Consider the following 26235-nt stretch of genomic DNA (forward strand, 5'->3'; position numbering starts at 1 on the left):
TACTTACTCCTCCTTGCCGACTGAAAGATTCTCATTATCTAAAATATTGCTGTCTTCTTCCAGTCCGAAAGCAACATTTGACTCGATCCATTTCCGGCGCGGCTCTACTTTGTCCCCCATTAGCGTCGCAACACGGCGTTCGGCGCGGGCAGCATCGTCAATCAGCACACGGATCAACGTTCTTGTTTCCGGGTTCATGGTCGTTTCCCACAGCTGGTCTGCATTCATTTCCCCGAGCCCTTTGTAACGCTGGAGCATGCATCCCTTTCCGACTTTCTTCATCGTTTCCGCCAGCTCTTCATCGGTCCAGGCATACTCCACCTTTTCTTTCTTGCCGCTTCCCTTGCTCACTTTATAAAGCGGCGGCAGTGCAATGTATACTTTCCCCGCTTCAATCAGCGGCTTCATGTACCGGTAGAAGAAGGTCAGCAGCAGCACTTGAATGTGGGCGCCGTCGGTATCTGCGTCCGTCATGATAATTACCTTATCATAATTGGCATCCTCCACGTTAAAATCCGGTCCTACCCCTGCTCCGATCGCATGGATAATCGTATTGATTTCTTCATTTTTGAAAATGTCGGCCAGCTTGGCTTTCTCGGTGTTAATAACTTTTCCGCGCAGCGGAAGAACGGCTTGAAAGCGGCGGTCGCGCCCTTGCTTAGCCGATCCTCCGGCTGAGTCCCCCTCCACTAAATACAACTCATTTTTTTGCGGATTGCGTGACTGGGCAGGAGTCAATTTCCCGGACAGAACGCCTTCATTGCGCTTGCGTTTTTTTCCGCTGCGGGCATCTTCACGGGCCTTTCTTGCCGCTTCTCTTGCCTGGGCGGCCTTGATAGCTTTTTTAATTAGCAGAGAGCTTGTTTCTGGATTTTCCTCAAGAAAGTAAGAGAGCTGTGAAGAAACTACACTGTCTACTGCGGAGCGGGCTTCGCTCGTCCCTAGCTTTCCTTTTGTCTGACCTTCAAACTGCAGCAGTTCTTCCGGAATACGCACGGAAACAACGGCCGCTAAGCCTTCACGAATATCGGAGCCCTCTAAGTTTTTTTCTTTCTCCTTAAGCAGGCTTACTTTGCGGGCATATTCATTGAATACTCTTGTCATCGCTGTGCGGGCGCCTGCTTCATGAGTGCCGCCGTCTTTTGTGCGGACATTATTTACAAAAGACAGGATCGTTTCAGAGTAGCCGTCATTAAATTGGAAAGCAAAGTCTACTTCAATGCCGTTTTGATCTCCTGCAAAGGAAACAACCGGGTGCAATGTATCTTTCTCTCCATTTAAATATTTAACGAATTCTTCAATGCCTTTTTCATAGTAAAACACTTCTTCTAATCGCTGCCGTTCGTCCGTCAAACTAATTTTCAAGCCTTTTAACAAGAAAGCTGACTCTCGCAGGCGCTCGCTTAACGTATCAAAATTATAATGAATGGTACTGAAGATAGACGGATCTGGCTTAAAGTGAATTTTCGTTCCTGTTTTTTTCGTGTTTCCGATCTTTTCAAGGGTGGTGACCGGAACGCCTCCATGTTCAAAGCGCTGCTCATAAACGAAACCGTCGCGGTGGATTGTCACTGTCAGCCACTCAGATAAAGCATTGACGACGGAAGCGCCGACGCCATGCAAGCCGCCGCTCGTTTTATATCCTCCCTGACCAAACTTCCCGCCGGCATGAAGAATCGTTAAGATGACTTCCGGTGTCGGCTTTCCGAGTTTATGCATACCTGTAGGCATACCGCGGCCAAAATCCTGGACGCTGACCGATTGATCTTTATGAATAATAATTTTAATTTCGCTGCCATAGCCGGCAAGCGCTTCATCCACTGAGTTGTCTACGATTTCATAGACTAAATGATGCAGCCCCCGTGTATCCGTGGAACCGATATACATTCCGGGGCGCTTTCTGACTGCTTCCAGGCCTTCGAGAACCTGAATAGCGTCATCATTATAGTCAAAGGTCACTTCTTTTTTCGTCACAAAAATTCCCCTTTCAGACTTCCTAGAGAAACAAACAAACGTTCGTACGCTTCATTATATCATAAAAATTCCAATCCTTCATCTCCCCCGCCGCCGGGAGCTTATAATGGTACTGTGCCGTTCTGTATTTTCCTCTGCCTTATTGTATGGTCAACAAGCCATTTATGCAAACGCCTTGTCCAAATTTTTTGTTCTTTTTCAATCATTTTGATGACAAAAAAGAGAACGCGGAAACGTTCAGGCTGTATCGTTTACTTTTAGGTATACCTTCCTCTTTCACGTTAAAAAACAAGCGGCAGCACACCGCTTGTTCTTTGTTTGGCTGATTATTTTGTGAGAGCATGCTCCACTTTAATGCATCTATCCATAATCACCGTTTTGCCTTTCTCTTTTAGAAATTGATACGCCTCTTCATTAGCTACGCCGAGCTGCGCCCAAAAAATTTCACTATCTATTTCAGCAAATTCTTTAGCAATTTCCGGCAAAAATTCTGAGCGCCGAAACACATTCACGATATCCACCGGCTCTTGAATTTCTTTAAGAGAAGCAACCGCCCGTTCTCCCAGCACTTCATCGATCGCAGGATTAACCGGAATAATTTTATATCCGGCCCGCTGCATTGCTTCAGAGACCATATAGCTTGTCCGCTCCGGGTTATCACTTAAACCGACTACGGCGATCGTTTTCGCTTTTTTTAACAGCTTGCCCATTTCTTCTCTTGTTGGATTTATTATCATCAATAACTCTCCTCCTTGCACAAACTAATTCGTTCCTGCCCCGTCATTTTCCTTCTGCCGCTTTCCCCGACCTGCTGATCTTAAAATAAAGTTTGGTTCTATCTTTTCTGCATACTTTAGAATCTATCCGATATGCACTAAAATTTCCAGGGATTTAAAGGGCTCGCTCTCGCTTGGAAAATCTGCAGGCAACTGATGCATATATACCCATTCTATACCGGGTTGGCGGCTATCAGCAATCAAATGACGGATGAACATCCATAGGACAGAACAGAAAATGATTTCAAGGAAAGTCAAGCAACGTGATTAAAAAAACTTAAATGAAAAGTCTCCTGATTCCGTTCTTGCATTGAGCAAATATTTTTTCTTCCCGATCTCTCCCAGCAGACTATTTTCTGTTTTTTCTTTAATAGTAAAGTAGTTTTCCGGCAAATGAGCTTTGCCTGAATGGCTTAAAAAATCAACCTTTAGAGAATCTGGTTGTTGGTTTGACTGAACAAGTATATCACCGCTTGTAGAAGCCAGCTTCATATTCCCTTCCATGCTTTCGGCAGAGACGGAAATATCCCCAGATGAAGTGCTGGCTGTTAAATGATCGGCCTGCATACCTGTTGATTGAATATTTCCGCTTTCGGTAAAGAGCTTTGCTTTGTTAGCTTCGTTGTGTTTAAGACTTAAGGAGCCGCTTGATGAAGCAAGGGCCAGCTGTTCATGAATGATTACATCATTCATTGTCTGATCCCCTGATTCAGTTTCTATTTCCATGTGTTTTGTATGTACTTTTTTAACCGCTATATCTCCGGAAGAGCCCTTCACTTGCAGGCTGTCATACAGCTTTTCCGGAAGCTTCACAATGAGGTTAACATCTTTATCACTGCCTGTGCGCAAGCCTACTTTTCCTTTTTTCAGAAGGTACTTCACCTGCAATTTGTAATTTTCCTGCTTAACTGTCCATTGATATCGATCAACCATCTTTTCATCGATTTGCCCTTCAAGTGAGACCACGAGATCTGTACCACTTGCCGGTATAACTTCAATATCAGAAGCAGCTGCCTCAATGAAAACTTCATCCACCGCCTTTCCATCCATCGTTTTCTCTTCACGTACATCCGCCGTCCCCCCAAAGCCGAACCAGCCGCATCCCGCCAGGATGCAGCAGCCGGCGGCGAACAAAAATAGTCTTATCCTCTTCATCCTTCTGCCCACTCCTTCTGAATCCTTCCTTAATCGGCGTTCTCACGCTCTATGCTTTGGAATGATAAACATCCAAACGCTGCCATAGCTTAAGTTTTCTGGCCTTGCATCTCCTCATTTACGCACTCGTTTTGCTCCCATTAATAATATCCATAAAATAATCTTCCAGGGAGTGGCTCTTTTGGCTGATCTCTTTCACAAGCACATCACTCATAATCAATGCCTTGGAAATCTCTGCTTGAGAGTCAGCAGCTTCATACACTCTTATTCTTGACTCATCTATGATCTTATAATTTTTCAATGCTAGTTGATGCTCCAGCACATAACCGGCTTTTCTCACATCGTCTACCTTCACTTCCATATACTCCGTTGTCCCCTGGTGAATCGATTCCAGAGAAACCTCCTGCAGCAGCCTCCCGTCACGGATAACGCCAATCGTATCAGCAATTTGTTCAATTTCAGCTAATATATGGCTGGAAATGAACAAAGTAATGCCATATTCTTCAGACAACATGTGGAATAAATCTCTCATTTCTTTTATTCCGACCGGATCAAGCCCATTGATTGGCTCATCCAGAATTAACAGCTCCGGCTTCGTGATCATCGCTCTGGCAATGCCGAGCCTCTGTTTCATCCCAAGTGAAAATTCCTTCACCGGCTTCTTCTCGCCCACAGATAAACGGACAAGATCCAAAGCCGATTGGACGGCCCCGTTTTTGTAATACCCCATATACTCACAATGCAGCTCAAGGTTTTCCCGTGCCGTCAAATGGTCATAGAAAACCGGATATTCAATTAAGCTTCCGATTCGCTTGAGCTTTTCATGCGGCGTGGAATGAACCCCCTCCCCGAATAAGAGGATTTCTCCGGCTGTCGGTTTGACTAAATCCATCAGCATCTTCATCACCGTTGTTTTCCCTGCGCCATTCGGGCCGAGGAATCCATAAATCTCGCCCTTTTTCACATGAAGATTGACATTGGATACGACTTCCTTCCCTTTGTAAACCTTCGATAACTGTCTGGTCTGGATAATATAGTCCATTGTTTTAGATTCCTTTCATCTCAATTTCTTTTATTGTAGGGAAAAGAATTTTCTTTTTTCTTACTCAATCCTTAAGAAAATCTTACGTTTATTTAAAATGAGATCTTTTTTAATTCCACAGTAAAGACCGTCTGAACATACGGCTTGCTTTCAAGATAAATCCTGCCGCCGAGCTGTTCTATGATTCTCTTTGTAATGGTCAGACCCAGCCCGCTTCCTTGATACGCTTTATTTCTGGAGTCCTCCAACGTATACAGCCGTTCAAAAACACGGTCTTGTTCAGGCTCGCGAATGCCTTTTCCCTGATCCCAAACATCTATGAATACAGTCTGATCATTTGAGCGAAGAGCAAGGCCAACCACTCCTCCCTCGCTGCCATATTGGATCGCATTGGAAAGTAAGTTATGAAGCACCCGGTCCAGCTCTTCATCATTTCCCCAGCCATAAACCGGGTCTTCAGGAAGATCAATCTTGACTTGCAAAGCTTTTTTCGTTAACACGTCGTAAAAGCCGAGAATATTCCTCCTGCACAGTTCATTCATATTCACCCGGGAAACCGCTATCTCTTTATCCCCTGAATCCAGGCGGGAAAGCTCAAAGAACTTTTTGATAAGGGCGGACAGCTCCGCGGCTTTGCTATTTGTCTTTGTCAGCAACGTCTTCATTTCTTCCTCGCTGGCATTAGCATCGTTCAAAATAATCTCAATGTAGCCTTGAATAACAGTAAGCGGTGTTTTTAAATCATGAGAAATATTGGCAAGCATTCTCCTTTTCGAAATTTCCATTTTCCGATAAGCGGCGATCGTCTTCTGGTTATGCTCGAGCAAGGCATTAATTTCTCTTAAAACAGCTTTCATTGAGGGATCATCTGTATCGATCAGCAGTTTTTCACCTGTATGCTCTGCTATGATCCGGTGCATTTTTTGGGCCGCGTACTCAAGCTGTCTTTGCTGCTGCCGGCGTGCCCGATATTGGTATATGTGGCCCCCTGCGCTGGCTAGCAATATCATAAACAAAACAAGCGCCATCCTATCATTCTCCTAATTTATAGCCGATCCCCCACACCGTTTGAATATACCGGGGAGCTGACGGATCGTCTTCAATTTTTTCTCTTAATCTTCTAATATGTACGTTGATGACGTTTTCGTCTCCAAAATAGTCTTCATTCCAAACTTGCGTATAAAGCTGCGCTTTGGTAAAAACCCGTTCCGGCTTGGCAGCAAGCAGCTTCAGTATTTGAAATTCCTTCGCTGTTAACTTGACATCAACTCCTCTTTTTTGGACCGAAAAGTTCGTCGAATGAATAAGCAGATCGCCTACCTCGATTGCAGCCTGCTCCGGCTGGCGGGCGGCTGTGTAAAGGGTGGCCCGGCGTATAAGCGCTTTAACCCTGGCAGCCAGTTCAATCATGGAAAAGGGCTTTGTAATATAGTCATCTGCTCCAAAACCAAGACCAAGCGCTTTATCTACCTCGCCATCCTTCGCCGATAGAATAAGGACCGGCACCGTACTTGTTTCCCGGATCTTTTTCAAACAATCCAGCCCATCCATTCCCGGCAGCATTAAATCGAGCAGGATTAAGTCAAATGGATCAGCCTGCCCGAGCACCTCTATCGCTGACAAACCGTCGAACACCGGCGTTACAGCGTATCCTTCTTTCGTTAATTGCATAGAAACAACCTCGCTGATTGACGGATCATCTTCTATAAGCAATATGTTTTCCCGCAAATCGATCACCCACTTCTTTCGTTATGATAAAAAATAGAAAAAAACGCTTTGCATTGCGAAGATGGCAATGCAAAGCGGACGTTTACTGTTGTATACTGCTGCCAAGAATTTTCATCCAGCCCGATGTTCAAGCGCCAGTCTTTTTCCGCTTACCTGCTACCCGTAAAAACTGTTCTACACAAATAGCTGTCATGGTCCCGAGGATAAGTCCATTGTTCAAAATAGAAGCAGCGGCAGCCGGGAGATTAGTGAAGGCAGCAGCCGGCACAAACATAACACCTACCCCGGCCAAAAGCGACACTCCAGCCACAAGACGGGCACGGTCCTGCTCGGTCTCCTTTTCCATTTCCGCAAAGGCAAAACCAGCCATGCGGGAGAAAATAACAAATGTCACAGCATACCCCACAGGAGCCGGCAAGGAAGCAAGTCCATTCATCACCGGCGGAAACAAGCTCATCCCGACAACGAGCAGCGAACCGGCAAAAAACGGACGAACCGACGCATTGCCGGTTTGAGCAACAAAGCCGGCCGCTCCCGAAATTGGAACAGAACCGATGGCGGAGAATGCGCCCCCGAGCATTTGATTAAGACCTGCAGCTACCCCAGCACTGCGGTAGCTGCCTTTTCGGCCAGTCGCATGCAAATGAGCCATCACCTCTTCCATCACTCTGATTGAAGCGATCATATTCGCTGTTAATAGCAAGGTAATAAAGGCAGCGGTGACAACCGTGCCGGAGTCGAACAATGGCGGGCCAAAAACAAACAAGCCCGGCAAGCTAAACAGCTGATTGCCTGAGGAGGCCATGAGCGGAGCCTCGCCAATCAGGAGAAACAGCAGCCAGCCAAACGCTAACGAAATAATGACCGAATACTGCCGCACCCACTGGATTCGATGCGAAGAAAAATAAAAGGCGGCCAGCAAAGTAGCGGCACTGCCTGCCAAAATAAGCGGACGAATCGTTCCCGCTTCATTCGGCAAGCCGAGCATGCCGTTTAAAAACGATCCGCTCAATTGTAAAATCAGCAAAAGCAAATAAATGAACGTTACCGTTGGCGTAAACAGCTTCGCCATCTTTTCCAATAAGCCGAAAGCGGCCAAGAAAATAAAAATAACGCCTGAAACAATCATCCCGCCTTCAAGACTCTGCAGCGCCTGCTCGGTCGAAGAGTAAATAGTTCCGGCAAAGCCAGCATAAATGGCAAACACACCCCACCAAAGCCCAGCCGGTCCTTCATTGATCGGCAGCCTGTGGCCTATCAGCACTTGCAAAACGCCTGACAGCCCCAGCACAAACATCGTCCGCTGAACAAATTCTGCTGTATCCGCCGGAGAGAGATGAAATAACCCGGCAATCGCAATAGGAGCTACGAGTGAGCTCGCCAGCATAAAAAACAGCCATTGGACAGCGCTAAAAAACAATCCCATACTTTCACCTGTTTCTTTCTTAAGTTAACTTCTTCCATTTAATCAGCGTACGCTAATTTTTTCATTCAGGCAACGGAAAAATCTCCTTTTCTCATTCTTTGCATGTTAAAATAGGAATCAGCATGTAAAACTTTTCATACATATACTCACAAAGGACAAGATTAAAGGAGTAAGTTTATGATTACTGCATTTATTATTTTACTAGCGTATTTACTCGGGTCCATTCCTTCGGGGCTAATCATCGGCAAGTCCTTTTTCGGCATTGATATCCGGGAGCATGGCAGCGGCAATCTCGGTGCAACAAATTCATTCCGCACGCTCGGTGTAAAAGCGGGCATCGCTGTGACACTTGCCGATATTTTAAAGGGAACTGCAGCGACGCTGCTTCCGCTTCTTTTCGGATCAGGTCTAGACCCGCTGATCCCTGGCGTAGCAGCTGTCATTGGACATATGTTCCCCGTCTTCGCCGGCTTCAGAGGCGGGAAAGCGGTGGCCACCTCTGGCGGTGTTCTCTTAGGTGTTCAGCCTGTCATGTTTCTTGTGATTTTTCTCAGCTTTTTTCTTTCACTTTATCTCACTAAATATGTTTCTCTGTCATCCATTATCGTTGCGGTGGTTGCGCTGACCTATGCCATTATCCTGCAAAATACGCCGCTGATTCTCGTTGTCGGCATTTTAGCTTTTTTTGTCATTTACCGTCATCGGGCAAATATCGTGCGAATTAAAAACAAGACAGAGCCGAAAATTAAGTGGATGTAAGGTGCCTTTATAAAAAAAGCGAAAAGCATCGCCTTGCTTCAGCAGGCGATGCTTTATTATATCGGCTGGATAAGGCGGTCCGGCAGTGAGGCATCTATTTTCCTTATTTCAAGCTTCCATGGTACACTTGGGGAAAAGCAGAGGTGAATCACCCATGAATATTCAAATAGGAAACAAAGCCCTCTCATGGTTTAAAGAGGAAATGGACGTGCATCGAGGCGATTCCATCCGCTTTTTCGTCCGATACGGGGGTTCCAGTCCGCTTCATGAAGGATTTTCACTCGGTGTCACGAAAGACGAACCGATGGAGATTGGTGCCCAAACAGAAATAGACGGAATCGTTTACTTTGTTGAGCAAGCCGATCTCTGGTATTTTGACGGACATGATTTGCATGTAGAGTACAACGAACAGCTGAACGAACCGCGCTACCAATATGTCCAACCTTCTTAAAAAGCGAAAAGGCCGCTTCCTGCGCCTTTTCGCTTTTTTATTATTCAACGGGCTGATTTATAGACGAAATTTTTTAATATGGCTGTGCAGCCCTTCTTTTTCCAAAATTTCTTTCTGCCGATCGCCAAGCAAATCAAAATGCGAATAGCCATCCTTTCTCCGATCAATCCACTCTTTTTGGAGCCCGTGTGCTTCTCCCCAGCAGGCCAGCTTGTCTAAATCCCTGCAGCCTGCCTTCGTTACCGTACGGCAGTGAGGGAATCGATCATCAAGCCAATAATGGGTTAAAAAAGCGATATTGCCTTTGTCAATTTGCCGCTTCCACTCCGCCAGCTCCCGTTTGTCTACACCAAATGCCATTCCCTTCGCCTGCCCGTCCTATGATTGTTTTTTATTTTCCTCGTACACTTTATGCCAATCCGGAAATACACGCTTCATTGATACCGGCCGAAACGTGTCTTTTTTCACGATTGTGTGGGACGTGGTGCCTGTCAAACACACCTCTCCATCCTTGTTTTTAATTTCATACCCGTATACCGTGCGGACCCCATTATATTCTTGAATCCACGTATAGACCCAAGCGGTATCCCCGTAACGAAACGGCTTTTTGTAAGAAAGCTGGATATCCAAAACTGGCGCCACATACCCTTCTTTCTCCATCTCTGCATAATTAAAGCCTAGATCTTCAATCAATTGAGTGCGGCCCAGCTCAAGCCAGACGACATACTGGCCATGATAGACTACCTGCATTGCATCTGTTTCTGCATAGCGTACTTGTACTTCTTTTTCTGAAACGAACATCTATTGATTCTCCCTTATTCTTTCTTAACGTATATCTCCTGATTAAACTAGTATATCTTAGCCAGCTGGTAAAATAAAGCATGTTTACCTTCAAAGCTAAACAGGGAATTAAACAAGGACAACTACCAATAACGAAGGAGTGCTTCTTGTGATTGATTATTTGCAAAGCCAAAAGCAAGAGATGATTCATTTGTTAGAAACGATCGTAAATATCGACAGCAATTCTTATGATAAAGATGGTGTCGACCAAGTGGGTGCTTTGCTTAAAGATAAATTTGAAGAAATCGGAATGCATGTAAAAGTTCATCGCCAAGCGGAGCAAGGCAATCACCTTGAAATTAAAGCGGAGCGGGAAAGTGAACCTAAAATCTTAATTGTTGCACACATGGACACTGTATTTCCGAAAGGAGAAGCTGAAAAACGCCCGTTTTCCATTATTGGAGATAAAGCGTACGGACCAGGCGTCAACGATGAGAAAGCGAGCCACGTACAGGTTCTATATGCGATGAAGGCGCTAAAGGAAAGCGGCTCCCCCGCTATCAGCAACGTTCACATCATTTTCAACAGCGACGAAGAAATCGGCTCTGTGTCTTCGAAAGCATTAATAGAAGAAGCTGCCGCAGAAAAGGATTACAGCCTGATCGTGGAATGCGGACGGCCAAATGACGGAGTCGTCACTTCCCGAAAAGGAGTCGGCCACTTTACGATGAATGTACAAGGAAAAAGCGCGCATTCCGGGGTAGAGCCGGAAATCGGGGTCAGTGCAATTGAGGAACTGTCCCATAAAGTGATTCGCCTTCAAAAATTAAATGATTATGACCATGGACTGACCGTAAATGTTGGCCTGATTAAAGGCGGTACCTCTGTTAATACAGTCCCGCCCCATGCAGAAGCGGAAATTGATGTCCGGATAAAAAATAAAGATCAAGGAATGAACGTGACAAAATCCATCAATGAAATTGCCTCGGAGGAAACCGTAGAAGGAACCAGAACAGAACTGACAGGCAGTATTAGCCGCCCTCCTATGGAACGGACAGAAGGAACAGGGAAATTATTTCAGACCATACAGGAAACAGGAAAAGAACTAGGCTTTTCCATTCATGAAGTCAGTACCGGAGGAGGATCGGATGCCGCTTTTACAGCATCAAAAGGAATCCCTACGATTGATGGCATGGGGCCGATTGGAGAATTTTCTCACAGTGAAACAGAAGAATATACTGATTTGAACTCTCTCGTTGATCGAACCCTTTTACTCGCCAAAACCATTGAACGATTGTCTGAATAACTTATCAAATTTGAGGTGAAAAAAATGAATATCGAATCTATTATGAACAATCAAAAAAGAGAAAACGGCGGGCAGCGCGCCTGGGCTGACGGCGGAATGACAGCAAGTGCCACAGCGGAATCCTCCGCCATTGGCGCCGATGTATTAAAAGCCGGAGGAAACGCGATTGACGCCCTGGCTGCTATGCAATTCGCCCTGGCCGTCTCTGAGCCTTTTAATACAGGTCTCGGCTCCAGCGGGTTTATCGTCTATTATGATGCCAAAAAACAAAAAACCACCGTTATTCAAGGGCATTCAAAAGCACCTAACAGCGCCAGAAAAAATGTGTTTGTTGATGAAAAAGAAGATGTGATCCCCTTTCTAGAACGCTCAACACCTGGCACAGCCGTTGCCATCCCCGGTATTATTAAAGCCTTTGATAAAGCAATTAAGCTTTACGGCAAAAAAACATGGGAGGAAGCGCTAGAACCGGCCATCCGCTTATCAAAGGAGGGCATAAAAGTAAATAAAACATGGGTTTCAGGTCTTCAGCGATTCGGCAACCGCCTCGGGAAAGAAGGACGGGCTTTTTTCTTTCCTGATGATGTGCCGTTGGCAGAAGGCGAAACAGCCGTTAATAAAGAGTTGACCCGTACCTTAATCGAGCTTCAGCAAAACGGCGCCGACTCCTTCTATGGAGGCACGATTGGAAAGGCCATTGTAGAAGAGGTGCAGAGGCTGAAAGGTTGTTTAGAGCTTGAGGATCTGGCCGAGTATGAGGCTGAAGTGAAAGCTCCCCTTCAAGCTGCCTATAAAGGATTTGATATTGTCGTGCCGAGTCCTCCCAATGGGGGCGGCTTTGCCCTTCTTTATATGTTAAAGCTGCTTGAGCAGCTAAATATTGGCCAGTACGATGTTCATTCCTGGGAGAAATATTATTTAATTGCAGAAACATTAAGGGTAATGACCGCCGATAAATTAGCGTTTATGACAGACCCTGACTATTATGATATTCCTATTGACGGCTTGCTTCACCCGGACTATATAAAAAAGCGGCTTAAGCTGTATAATTTTTCATTCCGCAATGATCAAATCAACCCCGGTAATCCTTGGGAATTTGATCGAGATAAAAAGCCAAGCGGTTTAAAGGCACAAGCCGTTGAAGTCGGATCGGAAACTACTCATTTTATCGCTGTAGATGCTGAAGGAAATGTTGCTGCCTGCACTTCTTCTTTAGAGCACACATTCGGTTCCGGCATCATGGTGCCAGGTTACGGCTTTTTATTAAATAATGATATGACTGATTTTGATCCTTCTCCGGGAGGCATTAACAGCGTAGAACCAAATAAATATCCTGTCAGCATGAAAACACCTACGCTGATTTTTAAAGACGGCCGGCCATTTTTGACGCTCGGTTCCCCTGGCGGTCCTACCATTGTAGCTTCTGTTCTGCAAACGATCATTCATGTGATTAACTATGGAATGGATGTAAAGGATGCCATCGAAGAACCACGGATTTTTAATGGAACGGGCCCGCTGATCTGGTGGGAAGATGGTTTCCCGGAAGAAGCGATGCAAACATTAAAAAAGATGAATTATCAGTTTGATGATATTGCTCTTGCGATGGGCAATGTACAAGCCGTGATGTTTGACCACCAATCGAATCAGCTATACGGGGCGAGCGATTCCTCACGGCCTGGCATTCCTGTCGGCGTGGAGAAAAACGAAATTCAGTGAAACTAATGATAAGCTAATTTTCATTTTATAGAGAAAGAAGCAATAGCGATAAACGCGAAACAGCTCTTCTGTTTTAACTAATTAAAACAGAAGAGCTGTTTTTATGTATGGCAAGCCGTTCTGCCCTCTTACTTGGCTGACCGTTTTATTTCTAAACGCTCTTCCAGTCTTTCTTCTATCTCCCGCATAGCAGCCGGATTTCTTAATAACTCGCTTTTATTTTCCTTTACAAGCTCAGCAAAGCTTTTCCTTTGTTTTCTTCTCATTCTTAATTGCTCCTTTTTTGTATAAATCGTTATGATCATCATTCTGCCCCTAACTCTTCTTTTTAATACTAAATTTTCAAATAACTGCGATAATTAATCTGTACGCTCCACCGCTGCCCGCTCATAAAGAAAAGGCCCGTAAAGAACCTGAGTTGAACCTTTTTTAGTTAAGTTTAAGGGATAGAGCATCCAGAGAAGGAAACTTCCTATAAATTATAGAACTATTATAAAAAATCCGACTTATTTGTGCATGAAATGTCGGATGGATTGCTTCCTCTTATTTTAGAGTAGAGATAGAAAGGAGTGAACATATGGAATGGCTGGAGCGAATGAATCACGCATTAGATTACATTGAAGAAAATCTTAAATCAGAAATAGATTATAAAAAGATAGCGCAAGCGGCTTGTTGTTCCGAATACCATTTTCCAAGGATGTTTTCGGCTTTATCAGGTATAACACTTTCAGAATATATCAGACGCAGGCGCTTAACACTGGCTGCTTTTGAATTGCAAAAAAATGATCTTCGCATCCTTGATCTAGCATTGACCTATGGATATGAGTCCGCTGATTCTTTTTCACGCGCTTTCCAAAAGACACTCGGATTAAAGCCATCAGATGTCCGAAATAAAGGAAAGCTATTAAAAGCATTTCCGAGAATTTCCTTTCAACTGTCAATTAAAGGAGCTATTGAGATGGAGTATAGAATAGAGAGGATTGATTTTGAATTAAGCATTATAGGAAAGGGTGTGCCAGTGAAAACAAGCCAAGCAGCTGAAGCGATCCCTGCACTATGGAATTCAGCTCAACTGGATGGATTGATGCAAAAACTAATTGATCTATCCTGGGAGAATCCGAAATGCACTTTAGAAAGTCTATTAGGTATTTGCGGAAAACAAGCAGCCATAACAGAGGATGAATTTACTTACTTTATGGGAATACGGTACGATGGCCATGTCCCTGATGGCATGGACACCCTGGTCATCAACCACAGTACGTGGGCTGTTTTTCCGAATATAGAATCGGCCTGGAAACGTTTATATTCCGAGTGGCTTCCTGCTTCAGGGTATGAGCTTGCTGATTTACCATGCATTGAATGTTATTTTCCGCCGAATCATCAGCCAGAAAATGAGCTTTGGGTTCCTGTAGTTTCTCTATAGCTACATAGACTGGACAGAAAAGGAATAACCAGAAGATTGAATTTCCCTGCTAGCTCACTCAAATATCTTGCATTTAGTCCCCTTCCACGTAAGATAAAAACAGCTCAATAATAAGCAAACAAGACCGGCCAGCTGGCCGGTCTTGTTTCAACGTTCTTATTTTGTTTTGACATCTTTCAGCTTATTGCGAAGCACCATTTGCAGGATGCCTCCGTTGCGATAGTAGTCAACCTCTACCTCAGAATCAAAGCGGACAAGAGCTTGGAATTGCTTCTTGCTGCCGTCTTCATCTATAGCTGTTACTGTAACCACGTCACGCGGCTTCACGTTGTCGTTTAAATCTACTTCAAACACTTCTGTGCCCGTTAAACCAAGAGTTGTTGCGTTCTCGCCAAGCTTGAATTGAAGCGGAAGAACACCCATCATTACAAGGTTTGAACGGTGGATACGTTCGTAGCTTTCCGCAATGACTGTTTTAACGCCCAGCAGGTTTGTACCTTTCGCTGCCCAGTCACGGGAGGAGCCCATACCGTAATCTTTACCAGCCAAGACTACAAGGCCAGTACCATCTTCTTGATATTTCATGCACGCATCATAGATCGGCATAATTTCGCCTGTTGGCCAGTAAGTTGTAAATCCGCCTTCTGTGCCCGGAGCAATTTGATTGCGGATACGAATATTCGCAAATGTTCCGCGCATCATTACTTCATGGTTACCGCGGCGGGAACCGTAAGAGTTAAATTCACGCGGCTCTACGCCTTTTGAACGCAAATATTTGCCGGCAGGTGTATCCTTGCCGATTGCACCAGCAGGAGAAATATGGTCAGTTGTCACTGAGTCACCGAATTTACCCATTACACGCAAACCTTTAAGCGCTTCGATCTTCTCAGGCACTGCAGACAGCCCTTCAAAGAATGGCGGGTTTTGAATGTAAGTAGAGTCATCGTTCCAGCTGTAAAGAGCTTCGTTGCTTGTTTGAATTTGATTCCAGCGAGAGTTGCTGTCAAATACACGCTCATACTCTTTACGGAATAACTCAGGCGTTACCGCACGACTTACCACTTCTTTTACTTCTTCTGTTGTTGGCCAGATATCTTTAAAGAATACATCTTTGCCATCTTTATCTTTACCGATTGCCTCTTTAGCAAAGTCAATATTCACTGTTCCCGCAAGAGCGTAAGCAACAACTAACGGCGGTGAAGCCAAATAGTTCGCTTTTACAAGCGGATGAATACGGCCTTCGAAGTTACGGTTACCTGAAAGAACAGATGTAACTAAAAGATCGGCATCTATAATAGCTTTTTCAATTTCTTCTTTCAATGGACCGGAGTTACCGATACAAGTTGTACAGCCGTAACCGACAAGGTTAAAGCCCAGCTTCTCCATATAGCCCATTAATCCAGCATCACGCAAGTAGCCGGTAACAACTTTAGATCCAGGCGCCAAGGATGTTTTTACATACTTAGGCACTTCAAGGCCAAGCTCAACGGCTTTTTTCGCCACTAGACCCGCAGCAAGCAGGACATATGGGTTGGATGTATTTGTACAAGATGTGATCGCAGCGATGGCAACCGCACCTGTTTTCATTTCAGCTGTTTCTCCGTCAGCAAACTTAACAGTTGCTGTTTTATCCAGTTCTTCAGGTTTCAAGCCGAAGCCTTGGTTGCCTTCTGGCGCACTGATTGCACCTTGGAAAGATTTCTGCATGCTGGAAAGCGGAATTAAATCTTGCGGGCGTTTTGGACCGGACAAGTTCGGCTCAATTTCAGCAAGATCCAATTCAACAACGTCTGTGTATACAGGATCTTCGTTATCAGGCGTAAAGAACATATCATTTTCTTTCAAATACTGTTCGACTACTTTAATATGGCTTTCTTCACGGCCTGTTAAGCGCATGTAGTCCAGTGATTCTGAATCGACTGGGAAGAAGCCGCAAGTCGCCCCGTATTCAGGCGCCATGTTAGCAATCGTCGCGCGGTCCGCAAGCGGCAGCTGGGATACACCCGGTCCAAAGAACTCAACAAATTTGCCGACAACGCCTTTTGCACGCAATACTTGCGTGACTTTAAGCGCCAAGTCTGTCGCTGTTGCGCCGTTTGGAAGCTCGCCAACCAATTTCACGCCGATAACTTCCGGAACAGGGAAATAAGACGGCTGGCCAAGCATTCCTGCTTCTGCCTCAATGCCGCCGACACCCCAGCCAAGCACACCGATACCATTGATCATGGTTGTATGGGAGTCCGTTCCGACGAGCGTATCCGGGTACGCCTCGAATTCACCGCTTGCTGTTTCTACCGCATGAACAACATTTGCCAAGTACTCAAGGTTTACTTGGTGAACGATACCTGTAGCCGGCGGAACAGCACGGTAGTTATCAAACGCTTTTTGTGCCCAGCTTAAAAACTCATAACGCTCAGCATTGCGTTCAAATTCAAGTTCCATGTTGCGCTCAAGCGCTTCAGGTGTGCCGTATGTGTCTACTTGCACAGAGTGGTCAATAACAAGGTCCACTGGAATTTCAGGGTTGATTACGTCTGGGTTTCCGCCCATATCTCCCATTGCTTTGCGCAAGGAAGCAAGGTCTACAACAACCGGAACACCGGTAAAGTCTTGTAAAATAACACGTGAAGGCTTAAATGGCACTTCAGCGTCCTTTAAGTCTGCTGCTCCCCATTTAGCCAGGTTTTCAACATGGTCTTTTTTAATAACATAGCCATCATGCTGGCGTAATACAGATTCTAATAATACTTTGATCGAATATGGCAGGCGGGATACTTTCGCCACACCCGCTTCTTCCAGAGCTGCTAAACGGTAGTAATTATACCGTTTGCCATCAAGCTCAAAACTTGAACGGGCATTGAATACATCATTGTTTGCCATCCCGATTCCCCCTCTTTTTATAGATATGTAAGCATCGTTGAAAGCGAAGCAGAGATCGCTCCCAGCTTTCGCACTATTTCATCATAATACAATCGTTAACATAAGTAAATAACGTTAATCAAATCGAGTTCAATAAGTATTTCTTATAGCACAATCATACTATTTGAAAAAGGAGTGCTTCTTTTTTCCGCGCAAAATGTCACCCATCCAGCCTTTTTTCAATAAATAGACATACAGCGCCAACGTACTGACGGCGATCACTGCCCAGGAGAAAATATAGCCGAGTTTCCATTCTAGTTCCGGCATATTTTTAAAGTTCATTCCCCAAATCGCCCCCCAGGCGGTCACAGGCGTAAATAGCGTAGTCAGCACGGTCAGAGTTTTCATAATTTCGTTCCCTCGATGCGTAGAAACCGTATTCTCGAGTTCAACCATCGCTTTTAATTGTTTGTCGTACTCATTCAATAGCATATGAGCCCGCTCGATGCGCTTGGACGCGCGTTTAAAATAAAGTCCTTTTGATACGTCATCGTCAAATGTTTCTTCAATTCCGTATTTGATTTCTAAAATAGGGATAATTAAATTCTGCCATACGAGCAGTTCGTGACGGCTTTTTGCTGTTTGATCGAGGATTTCTATATTATTTTTCTCTCTAATTTGCCAAAGCAAGTCCCTTAAGCGAACCTCAAACATATCAATTTTAGCGAGAAAATGGCTCATCAAATCGCCAATCATGATCATGAATCCCTCAACCGGGCATTCTGCCTCATCCAGCTTCTTTCTCATCACCGTTTCATCTACCTTATCCAGCAGGGACAAATCTAAGTTATCAGTAATTAGCCGCTTTTTTGTTAAGTAGAAATGAAAAACACGTCTTCTTTCCTTGTCTTCGACGTCCTGGAAATAAACAAGGGAACCCCATAAGGCTTCTTCCCCCCGTTCACTCGTATCTACCTGCAAGATACTCGACATATTTTTCTTTGTTTCTTCTGACCATCTTCTATATGAATCATTTTGTTCAACGTATTTAGCCGCCTCATCCGTTTCGGACTGCTTCAGCTCATACCAGGACCATCGACCTTTATTGAAGGTATGCTCCATTCCTATTCCTCCTATAAACTGATGACTGCATTTTTTAATACCCTATTCAGAGGAGAAAAAAACAAAACTTAAAGGGAAAATCAGTTTTCCTGATAAAACTTTGTTAATCGATCAGACAATCTCTGCCAGGCTAAGCTTTTTCTCATAAGCAAACAAAGACAAATTTGTTTCTTTATGCGCTCTTTAGTTTTAATTTGTCCAGTTTTGGGTAAATATAATGCAAGCACAAGTAATTAGTTTTTACAAAATATGAAAAAGCTTGAAGTGTTAAGGAGGAATTCTATTATGTTTGGAAAAAATACGGATAAAAATCAAGGCGGCATGGGAACTAATTTAAGTTATATGCTTTTAGGAGCAGGAGCTGCGGCTTGGTGGCTTTCAAAAGAAGAAAATCGCGATAAATTAGAAGGCTGGATGAATACGGCAAAAGAAAAAATGAATATGGATGTTCAGCCTTCTAAAGAAGAATTCCCCGTTTTGAAAGCTGGACACCCTCATCCTGACGATATTGCTGACAATAAAATGGTAGCTGAAGGCTCTCAATTCGGCGTTCATTATTACAACGAGAAAGAACAACAATAAATCATGAAAAAGACGGCTTTCCAGCCGTCTTTTTATTTTGCCGGAAAAATGGCTTTCGAATACCACTCTCTCACGCTCGCAAATAAAAGAAAAAGCAGTTCTGCTGATCGGAATGGAAGGCGCGCCGCCCGCCCTGTGGAAAGCGAAGCGCCTGGAATGAAAAGCAGCAACCTTCATCCGCAAGCAAAACTAGAAGTTTATTTAAGAAATTCCATTTCCCAGCTGAAATACGGTTGATCTTTGTTTTGCACATACCGTAAGCGAGCATCAAACTTATTGCCCTTTTTGCTCGTTAACCCTTTCACTACAGCCGAGCCATTTTTCAGCAGAGCCTTCACCATTGTTTTAGTCGGCTTCTTTTTTAAAGCTGCTAAAAATTTATCGTTTTTCCAAATGACAAACTTACAGCCATTCTTCCAATTGCTGCAGCCAAAACCCTTTTGCCCTTCAATGATCCCATGCCCGCACAGAGGACACTTCCCAAGTATTTCAGCTCGCTTCTTTCCTTTAGAGACCTCGCTAATGACGACTTCCTGATCACTTTTTATTTTTTCAACCGCTTTAGAAGTAAAGTCAGAGATCGCATTCAAGAAAGATTCTTTGGTGAAGCTCTGTTTTTCAATATCTGATAATGTTTTTTCTAATCGTCCAGTAAACTCTAAATCAAATAACTCCTTCACAGGAAAGGTTTCTACTAATTTCCTGCCAAGTTCAGTACATATTAAATTCTTATTTTGCGTTGTAATATAGCCAATATCTTTTAACTTTTTGATGGTTTCGGCTCTTGTGGCTGGAGTGCCGATACTGTACCCGCTTAGAATAGAAGCAAGCATTTCCTCTCCCTCTTCACTCTCTCCACCTTTGCTGCCTTTCCCGCATGTTTCCATGACCCTGAGCAATGTCTTTTCTATATGAGGCTTGGGAGGCTTTGTCACATGAGACGATACGTTTTGCTTGATTATATCCACCTGTTCATCGATCGCAACAGCTGGCAACAGCGTATCTTTCGATTCAATGTTTTCAAGCTTTTTCCACCCAACAATCGTTTGCACTTTTCCCTTAGAAATAAACATGCCTTTTATCTCGCTAATATTCGCTTTCGTCGTAATTTTCGTTTCTTCAAATTCCGCGATGGGCATAAACTGAATGATAAAGCGGTTTTTAATGGCCGTGTAAACAATCTCTTCGTCCTTCGTTAACGATTTAGGCACTAAATAAGTAGGAATAATCGCGCTATGGCTCTCCACCTTATCGTTATTAAATATCCGTTTCGTCTTCTGGAATTTAATTTCTGCTTCAAACGGCAGCCCTTTTTTTAAGACATCCAGCACTTTAGCTGCCTTGCCGGCAAGGCTTTCCTCTAACGCGATACTCGCTGTTCGCGGGTATGTAATCAATTTTTTCTCATAAAGAGATTGGGCTACTTTTAATACTTTGTCGGACGTCCATCCCTTATATTTGCTCGTAATGTACCCTTGTAAATTGGACAGGTTAAATAAATAAGGAGGGAATTCCTTTTTCCGTTCTATTTTCTTATCAATAATAGTTGCACTTTGATTAGCTAGGGCCTTTTCAATTAGTTCGAGAGGCTCTTTGCTTTTAAATTTCTCCTGCCCCTCTTCGAAATAAGTTCCCTCATACTCTTGTCCGTCTTGTGTTTTAAACGCAGCGGTTAATTTATAATAATCCTCCGGCACGAAATTCTCGATTTCCTTATCACGGTCGTAAATAATTTTTAACGTTGGCAGCAGCACTCTTCCAATATTTAAAGCCTGTCCTCTTCCCTTTTGATACTTTAATGTAGCAACTGAAGTTAAGTTGATGCCGATGAGCCAGTCTGCCCACTGGCGGCTTAAGCCGGCATCCTGGAGAGGCTTCATTTCCATATTAGGTTTAATGTTTTTGAGACCTTTTACTACTTCCTCAGGCGTCCACTCGTTCAATAACAGCCGGTAGACCTTTTTCTGAGACTTCAGATTATAAATGATCGTATCACCAATAATCTGCCCCTCGCGATCATAATCACAAGCTGAAATTACAGCTTCCACGTCATTTCGTTTAATCAAAGAATAAATAATTTTCAGCTGCTTTTTCGCTCCCAAGTCTTCTTTGTCCCGATTGCGCGGATCGCTCTTTACTTTGTAACGAAAATGCGATGGGATGAAGGGGAAATTCTCCATGCTCCATCTTGTCAATTTTTCATCATAATCCTTTGCATCATACAGCTGCAGCAAATGCCCGAAAGCCCAGGTGATAATATAGCCATTCCCCTCAAAATAACCCTCTTTTTTCGTTCTGACCTTTAACGCATCCGCAATATTTTTAGCGACAGATGGCTTTTCTGCGATAATAACCTGCATTCTGTTAAACTCCCTAATCATTATATAGTGTTTATTATTATAGCTATTTCCCTTTATAGTTTAAAGAAATGATTCTTTAGGATTTCGATGGAGTCATGAAACTGCAGTTGAATGAACATTTTAAAATCATATAATCCCTAACATCCGTAGTATAATTCCCGACGATAGGTACACCTAGGAATTAAAAGTTCTTATAACTCTATCTCTTAAAAAAAAAATCTCCTCTCCTTGAGTTGCAATAAACAGTGCTTCAATTAAATCACCAAGAAATACAGCAGTTTTCAAAACAGCGGGTAAAGTTATGTTGCTTACAATGGGTCGTAAGCTAACCTTCATTTTGTTCAGCCAACCTTATATTCCCTTCTATGTATTTTCCCTTATAAAAATACGATTACATTTATTCTATTAGCACCAGATTAAGGCATGATATTTGATGTCTTATTTGTTCCTCTGTTGTGTCGTGCGAAGAATTTAATACAAGAAAGCCAAAAATAGTTGTACTAGGCATGTTTATATCCCTTCATTAATATAGATTTATAAATTAATTTTTATTTAAAGGGAGGGATTTGCTGTGAATGCAACAGGAAATGAGGATTCTCAGAATATTGACGAGAGAATAACAAATGAAATGTTTGTTGTACGATCATTAGATGAAATCCGTTTTTGGTCAAGGATAATGAAAGAGCATTCGTTATTTCTTAGGTTAGGATTTAGAGCCGAAGACACTCAACTAATTGAAGAAGCCAATCAATTTTATTATTTGTTTGAACAAATTGAACAAAAATCCTTCTCCTTTACAAACCAAGCAGATCCCGGACAAATCAGACTGTTTAATTCAGAAGTTCAACAGGCTGCAACTAGTATATTTCTTTTTAAGAGGAAGGTATTGCAATTAATATTAACCTGCCGATTACCAGGCGCAAATAATTTTCCGCTCTTAGTTGATCATATAAGCCGGGAAGCCAATTATTTTAGAAAACGATTAATTGAATTAAATGAAGGGAAGCTAAAACCACTTGCCGATGCTATCATTAAAGAGAACGTTTTCTTCTTAAGGATTATGGCTGATCATGCTAAATTTATTGGCCACCTCCTTGACCCATCCGAAAGAAAGCTTATTGATATCGCTCGAAACTTTAGCAATGATTTTGATGAATTAGTTTTTCAAGCTAGAGATTTAGAGTCTATGAAACCTCAATCCCAGACAGGTCCTCTTTTAGACCAATTCCTTGACCAGAACCGCGTCTCTGTTGCATCCCTTCGAGACTTCAAAAAAACTGCTCGAGATTTGATTGAGGAATGTAAAATTAAAAGTATTATCCATCCTCTTTTGGCCGATCACGTTTTTCGAGAGGCCGAAAGATTTCTGGCTATTATTGATATGTTCGAAGCCCATCTGACAGGAAAAAAGCATTCTGGATAATAAATTTTCTTTTATATCAAAACATGAAGCAGCAACCCTCATCTAAATATAAGCTTGCAATAACTTTGTTCACTAAAAACAAAAAGGAAAATACCGGAAGATACCTATCAAAAATAGCAGGCTATTATTTACACTGCTTATAGAAATAAAAAATTCAGGCAATTGCCTGAATTAGTAGCGGCTGTAGTTCAATTAAGTGACAGCCTCTTTTTTTCGTTCTGACTTTTAACGCATCGGCAATGTTTTTAGCGACAGATGGCTTTTCTGCGATAATAACCTGCATTCTGTTAAACTCCCCAATCATTATAGCGCTTATTATTATAGCTATTTCCCGTTACAGTTTAAAGAAATGAAACTGTCCTTAGAAAGAAGGATGCCATATGTTTAAAAAAGCCATAGAAACCCTTATGTGCTTGGCTGCTGTATGGAAACGAATACAGCGTCCCGCACTTTAAGGTAGACCTCTTGCTATTCATCATTTCTGCAAATAACATTTTGCAGTCTGCTGACGTGGCCGTTCATTTACCTCTAAATCCTTTCGCCGATAGAATAAATAATATGCCGCCGAGCATCCAGAATGGTTCCCAGAATAACAGCCGCCATTTAAGAGAATACTCCTCTAGTTCAAGGTTTAATACAGCAAAACAATCAAGAATGAGCGTAGTAAAGTTGGCAAGTCCGTATAAAAATAAACACACTCCGCCGGCCAGTGACAAATAATACAGCCCTTTCCTCATGGGCTCTGGCCAATCTCTAAGCAGCAGCAGCAAGAAAAACCCTCCGAGCATTTTTACAACTCCCGTTAACCGAACGATCGAAAGGAAATTTTCATCACCTGACAGCGCCTTCTCATAAATAACTCCACCTAGAGATCGCACGCCCAGCATGCCGCCGCTTGCCCAATAAAAGGTTATTGCCGCAAACGCCATACACCAAATAAAGCCGGCATAAATAACAATGTTTTTCTTCTGCATCGTACCTCTGCTTCCCTTCTCTTCTCAGCCTATTCTCCGAAAAAGCGCATAGAGCTAGGTGAAATTTCTAAAAATGGTTTGGAGCATTTCAAGTCATGCCTTTCATCTCTAATCAGATTGAGTTCCCTTGCTTTTTCATAAAGCAAGTTCGGAAGAGCCTCTCAAACATCTCTTTCTACTAGTTTCATTATAATATGACACAGCTACATTAGACAGAAGACATAGATAGAAGAGAGGCAGAAATAGTTGATTTTATTTTTGATGAAACAGATAGCTGCTGTCCATCCCCCATCATTCATACAATAATAAAGCGCAAGAATGGCCTTTAGAGCGGCACCCTTCTTGCGCTTCTTGTGTTCCTATCCACCTCACCGGCTCGTTCTTCCTTTGGTAAAATAATACAAAAACCAAACAGCATGGTTTTGTTCGTCTGCTGCCGTTCGGCGAAAGAGCTCTTTAATATATTGATTAGACGTTTCATCAGAGATGCTTAGATAAAAATCAACCGCTTCTTGTTCATCTTTTAAAGCTGCTTCCAATCCCTTCATATACTTATTCGGGCAATTCTCTATCACTTTGGGCTGCGGCTGGCGCCCCGTCAATTGAGTATACAGTTGCGTGAATTGCTGAAAATGCCGCTGTTCATCCCGGCGAATTTCTAAAATCCGCTTCCTGACCGCCTCGCTTGGAGCCATTTTCGCTAAACTTGTATAACATTGAATAGCTGTATATTCTCCATTGATTGCCTTTTCAATATCAGCGATTAACTTATTTGTTTGCCTGCTTACAGCAGAATAAGGATACATTTCTGACACGTATTTTCCCTCCCCGCTTCAACTATTATTATCTTACGAAAAACCACTGAAAGAGGTGCAGCATTTATCCATATGTTTTTTCAGTCTCCTGTATAAATGAAAATGCTTCACTTATTCAAACTTATTTACACGAAATACCCCTTACCGTATAATGAAAGTGATAAATGAAAGCAGAAGGGGATCCGTGCTTCTGGGAGGTGCACCATTTGAAGAATATCCAGGCAGGAATAAAAGAAAATTTACTGCAGTTTTCATTGCTAGTCGTCATTAATTTTTTTGTAGGGTCGATGGTCGGTCTGGAAAGAACTATTCTGCCGATTATAGGAGAAGAACAGTTCGGCATTGCGTCAACTAGTGCTGCCTTGTCTTTCATTGCCAGCTTTGGCTTTTCCAAGGCTGCCACTAATTTTTTTGCCGGAAATCTGGCTGACCGGATTGGCAGGCGGCAAGTGCTGCTGTTCGGCTGGGGCATCGGGTTATTTGTTCCGCTGCTCATTATCTTTGCCCAGTCATGGTGGGTCATCATCTTAGCTAACGTTCTTCTAGGCATCAACCAAGGGTTGACTTGGTCTATGACTGTAAACATGAAGGTTGACTTAGCAAAAGGGACAGAGAGAGGATTGGCTGTGGGGTTGAACGAATTTGCCGGTTATATCGGCGTGGCCTCTTTTGCCATGATTTCAGGTTACGCAGCCTCCACTTATTCGCTGCGTCCTGAGCCATTTTATATAGGGATCGGCCTCGTTGTTATCGGTTTTCTGCTTTCACTCGCAGTAACAGACACGACAAAGCACTTGACCATATCGGGTCAAAGCAAACCGGCTAACAGTCATTTAAAGGGTGTATTTGCTAAAACAACTTGGAAAGACCGGACCTTATCAAGCATCAGCTTTGCGGGAATGGCCACTAATTTAAAGGATGGAGTAGCCTGGGGGCTGTTTCCGCTGTTCTTTGCTTCAAAAGGCTTGACACTCGCACAAATCGGAGTAATTACAGCTGTTTATCCAGCCGCATGGGGGATTTTTCAGCTGTTTACAGGGGCTTTAAGTGACCGAATCGGGCGCAAATGGTTTATTACTGCCGGCATGTGGCTGCAAGGTCTTTCTCTTTGGTGGATTCTCTTTGCTGATAATTACTTCTTGTGGCTGGCTGGAGCGATTTCTTTAGGTCTAGGAACGGCAATGGTCTATCCCACACTGATTGCTTCTATCGGCGATGCCGTTCCTTCTAGCTGGAGAGCCACCGCCACAGGCGTATACCGTTTTTGGCGTGACAGCGGCTACGCCTTTGGCGCTCTGATAGGAGGCCTTCTTGCCGACCAACTAAATATTAACTGGGCTATCGGCTTTATTGCCCTCCTTCCTTTCGCCGCTGGGATAATAGCCGCTCTCCGAATGAAAGAAACATTAAAAAAAGCTGAAAAACCAGTCTTTAAATAAACTATAAATTTATTATGTTAACTTCAAACGGTAATAAAAATCTAAAGCGACCCTATCTAGTTGGTCCCGTGGGATGGGATTGTGTTTCGGCAGCCTCTCCCTCCCCTCAGGCGTTTGATCGATTT

General features: G+C 43.4%; 24 protein-coding genes and 1 pseudogene. 8 read left to right on the plus strand and 17 right to left on the minus strand.

Annotation, left to right across the window (positions count from 1 at the left end; genetic code table 11):
- Positions 1–3 precede the first annotated feature (3 nt).
- From parE to BBA02S_RS11080, 7 genes are all read right to left on the minus strand, one after another.
- On the minus strand, positions 4–1974 hold the full coding sequence (gene parE / locus BBA02S_RS11050; RefSeq protein ID WP_041114288.1) for a DNA topoisomerase IV subunit B: 1971 nt from the start codon (positions 1972–1974) through the stop codon (positions 4–6).
- Between the two features lie 326 nt (positions 1975–2300).
- A complete protein-coding gene (locus BBA02S_RS11055; RefSeq protein ID WP_041114287.1) occupies positions 2301–2714 on the minus strand; it encodes a CoA-binding protein in 414 nt (137 codons plus the stop codon).
- A gap of 303 nt (positions 2715–3017) precedes the next feature.
- Positions 3018–3905, minus strand: coding sequence for a DUF4097 family beta strand repeat-containing protein (locus BBA02S_RS11060; protein ID WP_041114286.1), 888 nt, complete (start codon positions 3903–3905; stop codon positions 3018–3020).
- A gap of 118 nt (positions 3906–4023) precedes the next feature.
- Complete coding sequence (locus BBA02S_RS11065; protein ID WP_041114285.1) at positions 4024–4947, minus strand: ABC transporter ATP-binding protein; 924 nt, start codon at positions 4945–4947, stop codon at positions 4024–4026.
- A gap of 92 nt (positions 4948–5039) precedes the next feature.
- Positions 5040–5975, minus strand: a complete 936-nt coding sequence (locus tag BBA02S_RS11070) for a sensor histidine kinase (protein WP_041100956.1) — start codon at positions 5973–5975, stop codon at positions 5040–5042.
- Positions 5976–5979: 4 nt separating this feature from the next.
- Complete coding sequence (locus BBA02S_RS11075) at positions 5980–6618, minus strand: response regulator transcription factor (RefSeq protein ID WP_052475320.1); 639 nt, start codon at positions 6616–6618, stop codon at positions 5980–5982.
- Positions 6619–6802: 184 nt separating this feature from the next.
- Entirely contained in the window at positions 6803–8101 is a 1299-nt protein-coding gene (locus tag BBA02S_RS11080) for a purine/pyrimidine permease (protein ID WP_041114283.1), read from the minus strand.
- Between the two features lie 177 nt (positions 8102–8278).
- Between BBA02S_RS11080 and plsY the strand changes: the two genes are divergently transcribed.
- Both plsY and BBA02S_RS11090 read left to right on the plus strand, forming a co-directional pair.
- Positions 8279–8860: a glycerol-3-phosphate 1-O-acyltransferase PlsY gene (gene plsY, locus BBA02S_RS11085; protein WP_041100952.1), complete on the plus strand. Its 582-nt coding sequence runs from the start codon at positions 8279–8281 to the stop codon at positions 8858–8860.
- A gap of 154 nt (positions 8861–9014) precedes the next feature.
- Positions 9015–9311, plus strand: a complete 297-nt coding sequence (locus BBA02S_RS11090; RefSeq protein ID WP_041100951.1) for a HesB/YadR/YfhF family protein — start codon at positions 9015–9017, stop codon at positions 9309–9311.
- 57 nt (positions 9312–9368) lie between these two features.
- Here the strand turns inward: BBA02S_RS11090 and BBA02S_RS11095 are convergent, their stop codons facing one another.
- Both BBA02S_RS11095 and BBA02S_RS11100 read right to left on the minus strand, forming a co-directional pair.
- Positions 9369–9671: a hypothetical protein gene (locus BBA02S_RS11095; RefSeq protein ID WP_041100949.1), complete on the minus strand. Its 303-nt coding sequence runs from the start codon at positions 9669–9671 to the stop codon at positions 9369–9371.
- A gap of 18 nt (positions 9672–9689) precedes the next feature.
- Positions 9690–10112 carry an acyl-CoA thioesterase gene (locus tag BBA02S_RS11100; protein WP_041100947.1) on the minus strand — a complete coding sequence of 141 codons (423 nt, stop codon included), beginning with the start codon at positions 10110–10112 and terminating at the stop codon, positions 9690–9692.
- Between the two features lie 148 nt (positions 10113–10260).
- Between BBA02S_RS11100 and BBA02S_RS11105 the strand changes: the two genes are divergently transcribed.
- Complete coding sequence (locus BBA02S_RS11105; protein WP_052475313.1) at positions 10261–11397, plus strand: M20 family metallopeptidase; 1137 nt, start codon at positions 10261–10263, stop codon at positions 11395–11397.
- A gap of 24 nt (positions 11398–11421) precedes the next feature.
- Positions 11422–13113: a gamma-glutamyltransferase gene (ggt, locus tag BBA02S_RS11110; RefSeq protein ID WP_041100945.1), complete on the plus strand. Its 1692-nt coding sequence runs from the start codon at positions 11422–11424 to the stop codon at positions 13111–13113.
- A 128-nt stretch (positions 13114–13241) separates the two neighbouring features.
- Here ggt and BBA02S_RS20305 read toward each other — a convergent pair whose 3' ends face one another.
- Positions 13242–13379, minus strand: coding sequence for an FbpB family small basic protein (locus BBA02S_RS20305; protein ID WP_063383662.1), 138 nt, complete (start codon positions 13377–13379; stop codon positions 13242–13244).
- Positions 13380–13690: 311 nt separating this feature from the next.
- Here BBA02S_RS20305 and BBA02S_RS11115 point away from each other — a divergent pair, with 311 nt between their 5' ends.
- On the plus strand, positions 13691–14536 hold the full coding sequence (locus BBA02S_RS11115; RefSeq protein WP_041100942.1) for an AraC family transcriptional regulator: 846 nt from the start codon (positions 13691–13693) through the stop codon (positions 14534–14536).
- Between the two features lie 156 nt (positions 14537–14692).
- Here the strand turns inward: BBA02S_RS11115 and acnA are convergent, their stop codons facing one another.
- Together acnA and BBA02S_RS11125 are read right to left on the minus strand one after the other, a co-directional pair.
- Positions 14693–17416 carry an aconitate hydratase AcnA gene (acnA, locus tag BBA02S_RS11120; protein ID WP_041114282.1) on the minus strand — a complete coding sequence of 908 codons (2724 nt, stop codon included), beginning with the start codon at positions 17414–17416 and terminating at the stop codon, positions 14693–14695.
- Between the two features lie 159 nt (positions 17417–17575).
- Entirely contained in the window at positions 17576–18517 is a 942-nt protein-coding gene (locus tag BBA02S_RS11125; protein ID WP_041100938.1) for a magnesium transporter CorA family protein, read from the minus strand.
- Positions 18518–18802: 285 nt separating this feature from the next.
- Between BBA02S_RS11125 and BBA02S_RS11130 the strand changes: the two genes are divergently transcribed.
- Entirely contained in the window at positions 18803–19099 is a 297-nt protein-coding gene (locus BBA02S_RS11130) for a hypothetical protein (RefSeq protein WP_082028251.1), read from the plus strand.
- 197 nt (positions 19100–19296) lie between these two features.
- Here BBA02S_RS11130 and BBA02S_RS11140 read toward each other — a convergent pair whose 3' ends face one another.
- Positions 19297–21459, minus strand: coding sequence for a type IA DNA topoisomerase (locus tag BBA02S_RS11140; protein WP_041114280.1), 2163 nt, complete (start codon positions 21457–21459; stop codon positions 19297–19299).
- A gap of 183 nt (positions 21460–21642) precedes the next feature.
- Positions 21643–21804, minus strand: a pseudogene (locus BBA02S_RS21320) (PQQ-dependent sugar dehydrogenase); the annotation flags it as partial.
- A gap of 283 nt (positions 21805–22087) precedes the next feature.
- Between BBA02S_RS21320 and BBA02S_RS11145 the strand changes: the two are divergent.
- Positions 22088–22882 carry a DUF2935 domain-containing protein gene (locus tag BBA02S_RS11145; RefSeq protein ID WP_052477381.1) on the plus strand — a complete coding sequence of 265 codons (795 nt, stop codon included), beginning with the start codon at positions 22088–22090 and terminating at the stop codon, positions 22880–22882.
- A gap of 154 nt (positions 22883–23036) precedes the next feature.
- Here BBA02S_RS11145 and BBA02S_RS21325 read toward each other — a convergent pair whose 3' ends face one another.
- The 3 genes from BBA02S_RS21325 to BBA02S_RS11155 all read right to left on the minus strand — a co-directional run bounded on the left by BBA02S_RS21325 (position 23037) and on the right by BBA02S_RS11155 (position 24662).
- On the minus strand, positions 23037–23165 hold the full coding sequence (locus tag BBA02S_RS21325; protein ID WP_255211753.1) for a hypothetical protein: 129 nt from the start codon (positions 23163–23165) through the stop codon (positions 23037–23039).
- A gap of 235 nt (positions 23166–23400) precedes the next feature.
- Complete coding sequence (locus BBA02S_RS11150) at positions 23401–23856, minus strand: DUF3995 domain-containing protein (RefSeq protein ID WP_041114278.1); 456 nt, start codon at positions 23854–23856, stop codon at positions 23401–23403.
- A 368-nt stretch (positions 23857–24224) separates the two neighbouring features.
- Entirely contained in the window at positions 24225–24662 is a 438-nt protein-coding gene (locus tag BBA02S_RS11155; protein WP_041101057.1) for a ferritin family protein, read from the minus strand.
- A 173-nt stretch (positions 24663–24835) separates the two neighbouring features.
- On the opposite strand from BBA02S_RS11155, the gene BBA02S_RS11160 reads away from it, so the two are divergent.
- Positions 24836–26110: an MFS transporter gene (locus BBA02S_RS11160; RefSeq protein WP_052477379.1), complete on the plus strand. Its 1275-nt coding sequence runs from the start codon at positions 24836–24838 to the stop codon at positions 26108–26110.
- Positions 26111–26235 lie beyond the last annotated feature (125 nt).

This window comes from Bacillus badius NBRC 15713 (assembly GCF_001591605.1).
In the GTDB taxonomy this organism is placed as follows: Bacteria; Bacillota; Bacilli; order Bacillales; family Domibacillaceae; genus Pseudobacillus; species Pseudobacillus badius.

Excerpts from the sequence above, each read along its gene's own strand:
- BBA02S_RS11060 (WP_041114286.1), bottom strand. The coding sequence starts at position 3,905 with ATGAAGAGGATAAGACTATTTTTGTTCGCCGCCGGCTGCTGCATCCTG.
- BBA02S_RS11065 (WP_041114285.1), bottom strand. The coding sequence starts at position 4,947 with ATGGACTATATTATCCAGACCAGACAGTTATCGAAGGTTTACAAAGGG.
- BBA02S_RS11070 (WP_041100956.1), bottom strand. The coding sequence starts at position 5,975 with ATGGCGCTTGTTTTGTTTATGATATTGCTAGCCAGCGCAGGGGGCCAC.
- BBA02S_RS11075 (WP_052475320.1), bottom strand. The coding sequence starts at position 6,618 with ATGCAATTAACGAAAGAAGGATACGCTGTAACGCCGGTGTTCGACGGT.
- BBA02S_RS11080 (WP_041114283.1), bottom strand. The coding sequence starts at position 8,101 with ATGGGATTGTTTTTTAGCGCTGTCCAATGGCTGTTTTTTATGCTGGCG.
- plsY (WP_041100952.1), top strand. The coding sequence starts at position 8,279 with ATGATTACTGCATTTATTATTTTACTAGCGTATTTACTCGGGTCCATT.
- BBA02S_RS11090 (WP_041100951.1), top strand. The coding sequence starts at position 9,015 with ATGAATATTCAAATAGGAAACAAAGCCCTCTCATGGTTTAAAGAGGAA.
- BBA02S_RS11095 (WP_041100949.1), bottom strand. The coding sequence starts at position 9,671 with ATGGCATTTGGTGTAGACAAACGGGAGCTGGCGGAGTGGAAGCGGCAA.
- BBA02S_RS11100 (WP_041100947.1), bottom strand. The coding sequence starts at position 10,112 with ATGTTCGTTTCAGAAAAAGAAGTACAAGTACGCTATGCAGAAACAGAT.
- ggt (WP_041100945.1), top strand. The coding sequence starts at position 11,422 with ATGAATATCGAATCTATTATGAACAATCAAAAAAGAGAAAACGGCGGG.
- BBA02S_RS20305 (WP_063383662.1), bottom strand. The coding sequence starts at position 13,379 with ATGAGAAGAAAACAAAGGAAAAGCTTTGCTGAGCTTGTAAAGGAAAAT.
- BBA02S_RS11115 (WP_041100942.1), top strand. The coding sequence starts at position 13,691 with ATGGAATGGCTGGAGCGAATGAATCACGCATTAGATTACATTGAAGAA.
- acnA (WP_041114282.1), bottom strand. The coding sequence starts at position 17,416 with ATGGCAAACAATGATGTATTCAATGCCCGTTCAAGTTTTGAGCTTGAT.
- BBA02S_RS11125 (WP_041100938.1), bottom strand. The coding sequence starts at position 18,517 with ATGGAGCATACCTTCAATAAAGGTCGATGGTCCTGGTATGAGCTGAAG.
- BBA02S_RS11130 (WP_082028251.1), top strand. The coding sequence starts at position 18,803 with ATGTTTGGAAAAAATACGGATAAAAATCAAGGCGGCATGGGAACTAAT.
- BBA02S_RS11140 (WP_041114280.1), bottom strand. The coding sequence starts at position 21,459 with ATGCAGGTTATTATCGCAGAAAAGCCATCTGTCGCTAAAAATATTGCG.
- BBA02S_RS11145 (WP_052477381.1), top strand. The coding sequence starts at position 22,088 with ATGTTTGTTGTACGATCATTAGATGAAATCCGTTTTTGGTCAAGGATA.
- BBA02S_RS21325 (WP_255211753.1), bottom strand. The coding sequence starts at position 23,165 with ATGCAGGTTATTATCGCAGAAAAGCCATCTGTCGCTAAAAACATTGCC.
- BBA02S_RS11150 (WP_041114278.1), bottom strand. The coding sequence starts at position 23,856 with ATGCAGAAGAAAAACATTGTTATTTATGCCGGCTTTATTTGGTGTATG.
- BBA02S_RS11155 (WP_041101057.1), bottom strand. The coding sequence starts at position 24,662 with ATGTATCCTTATTCTGCTGTAAGCAGGCAAACAAATAAGTTAATCGCT.
- BBA02S_RS11160 (WP_052477379.1), top strand. The coding sequence starts at position 24,836 with ATGAAAGCAGAAGGGGATCCGTGCTTCTGGGAGGTGCACCATTTGAAG.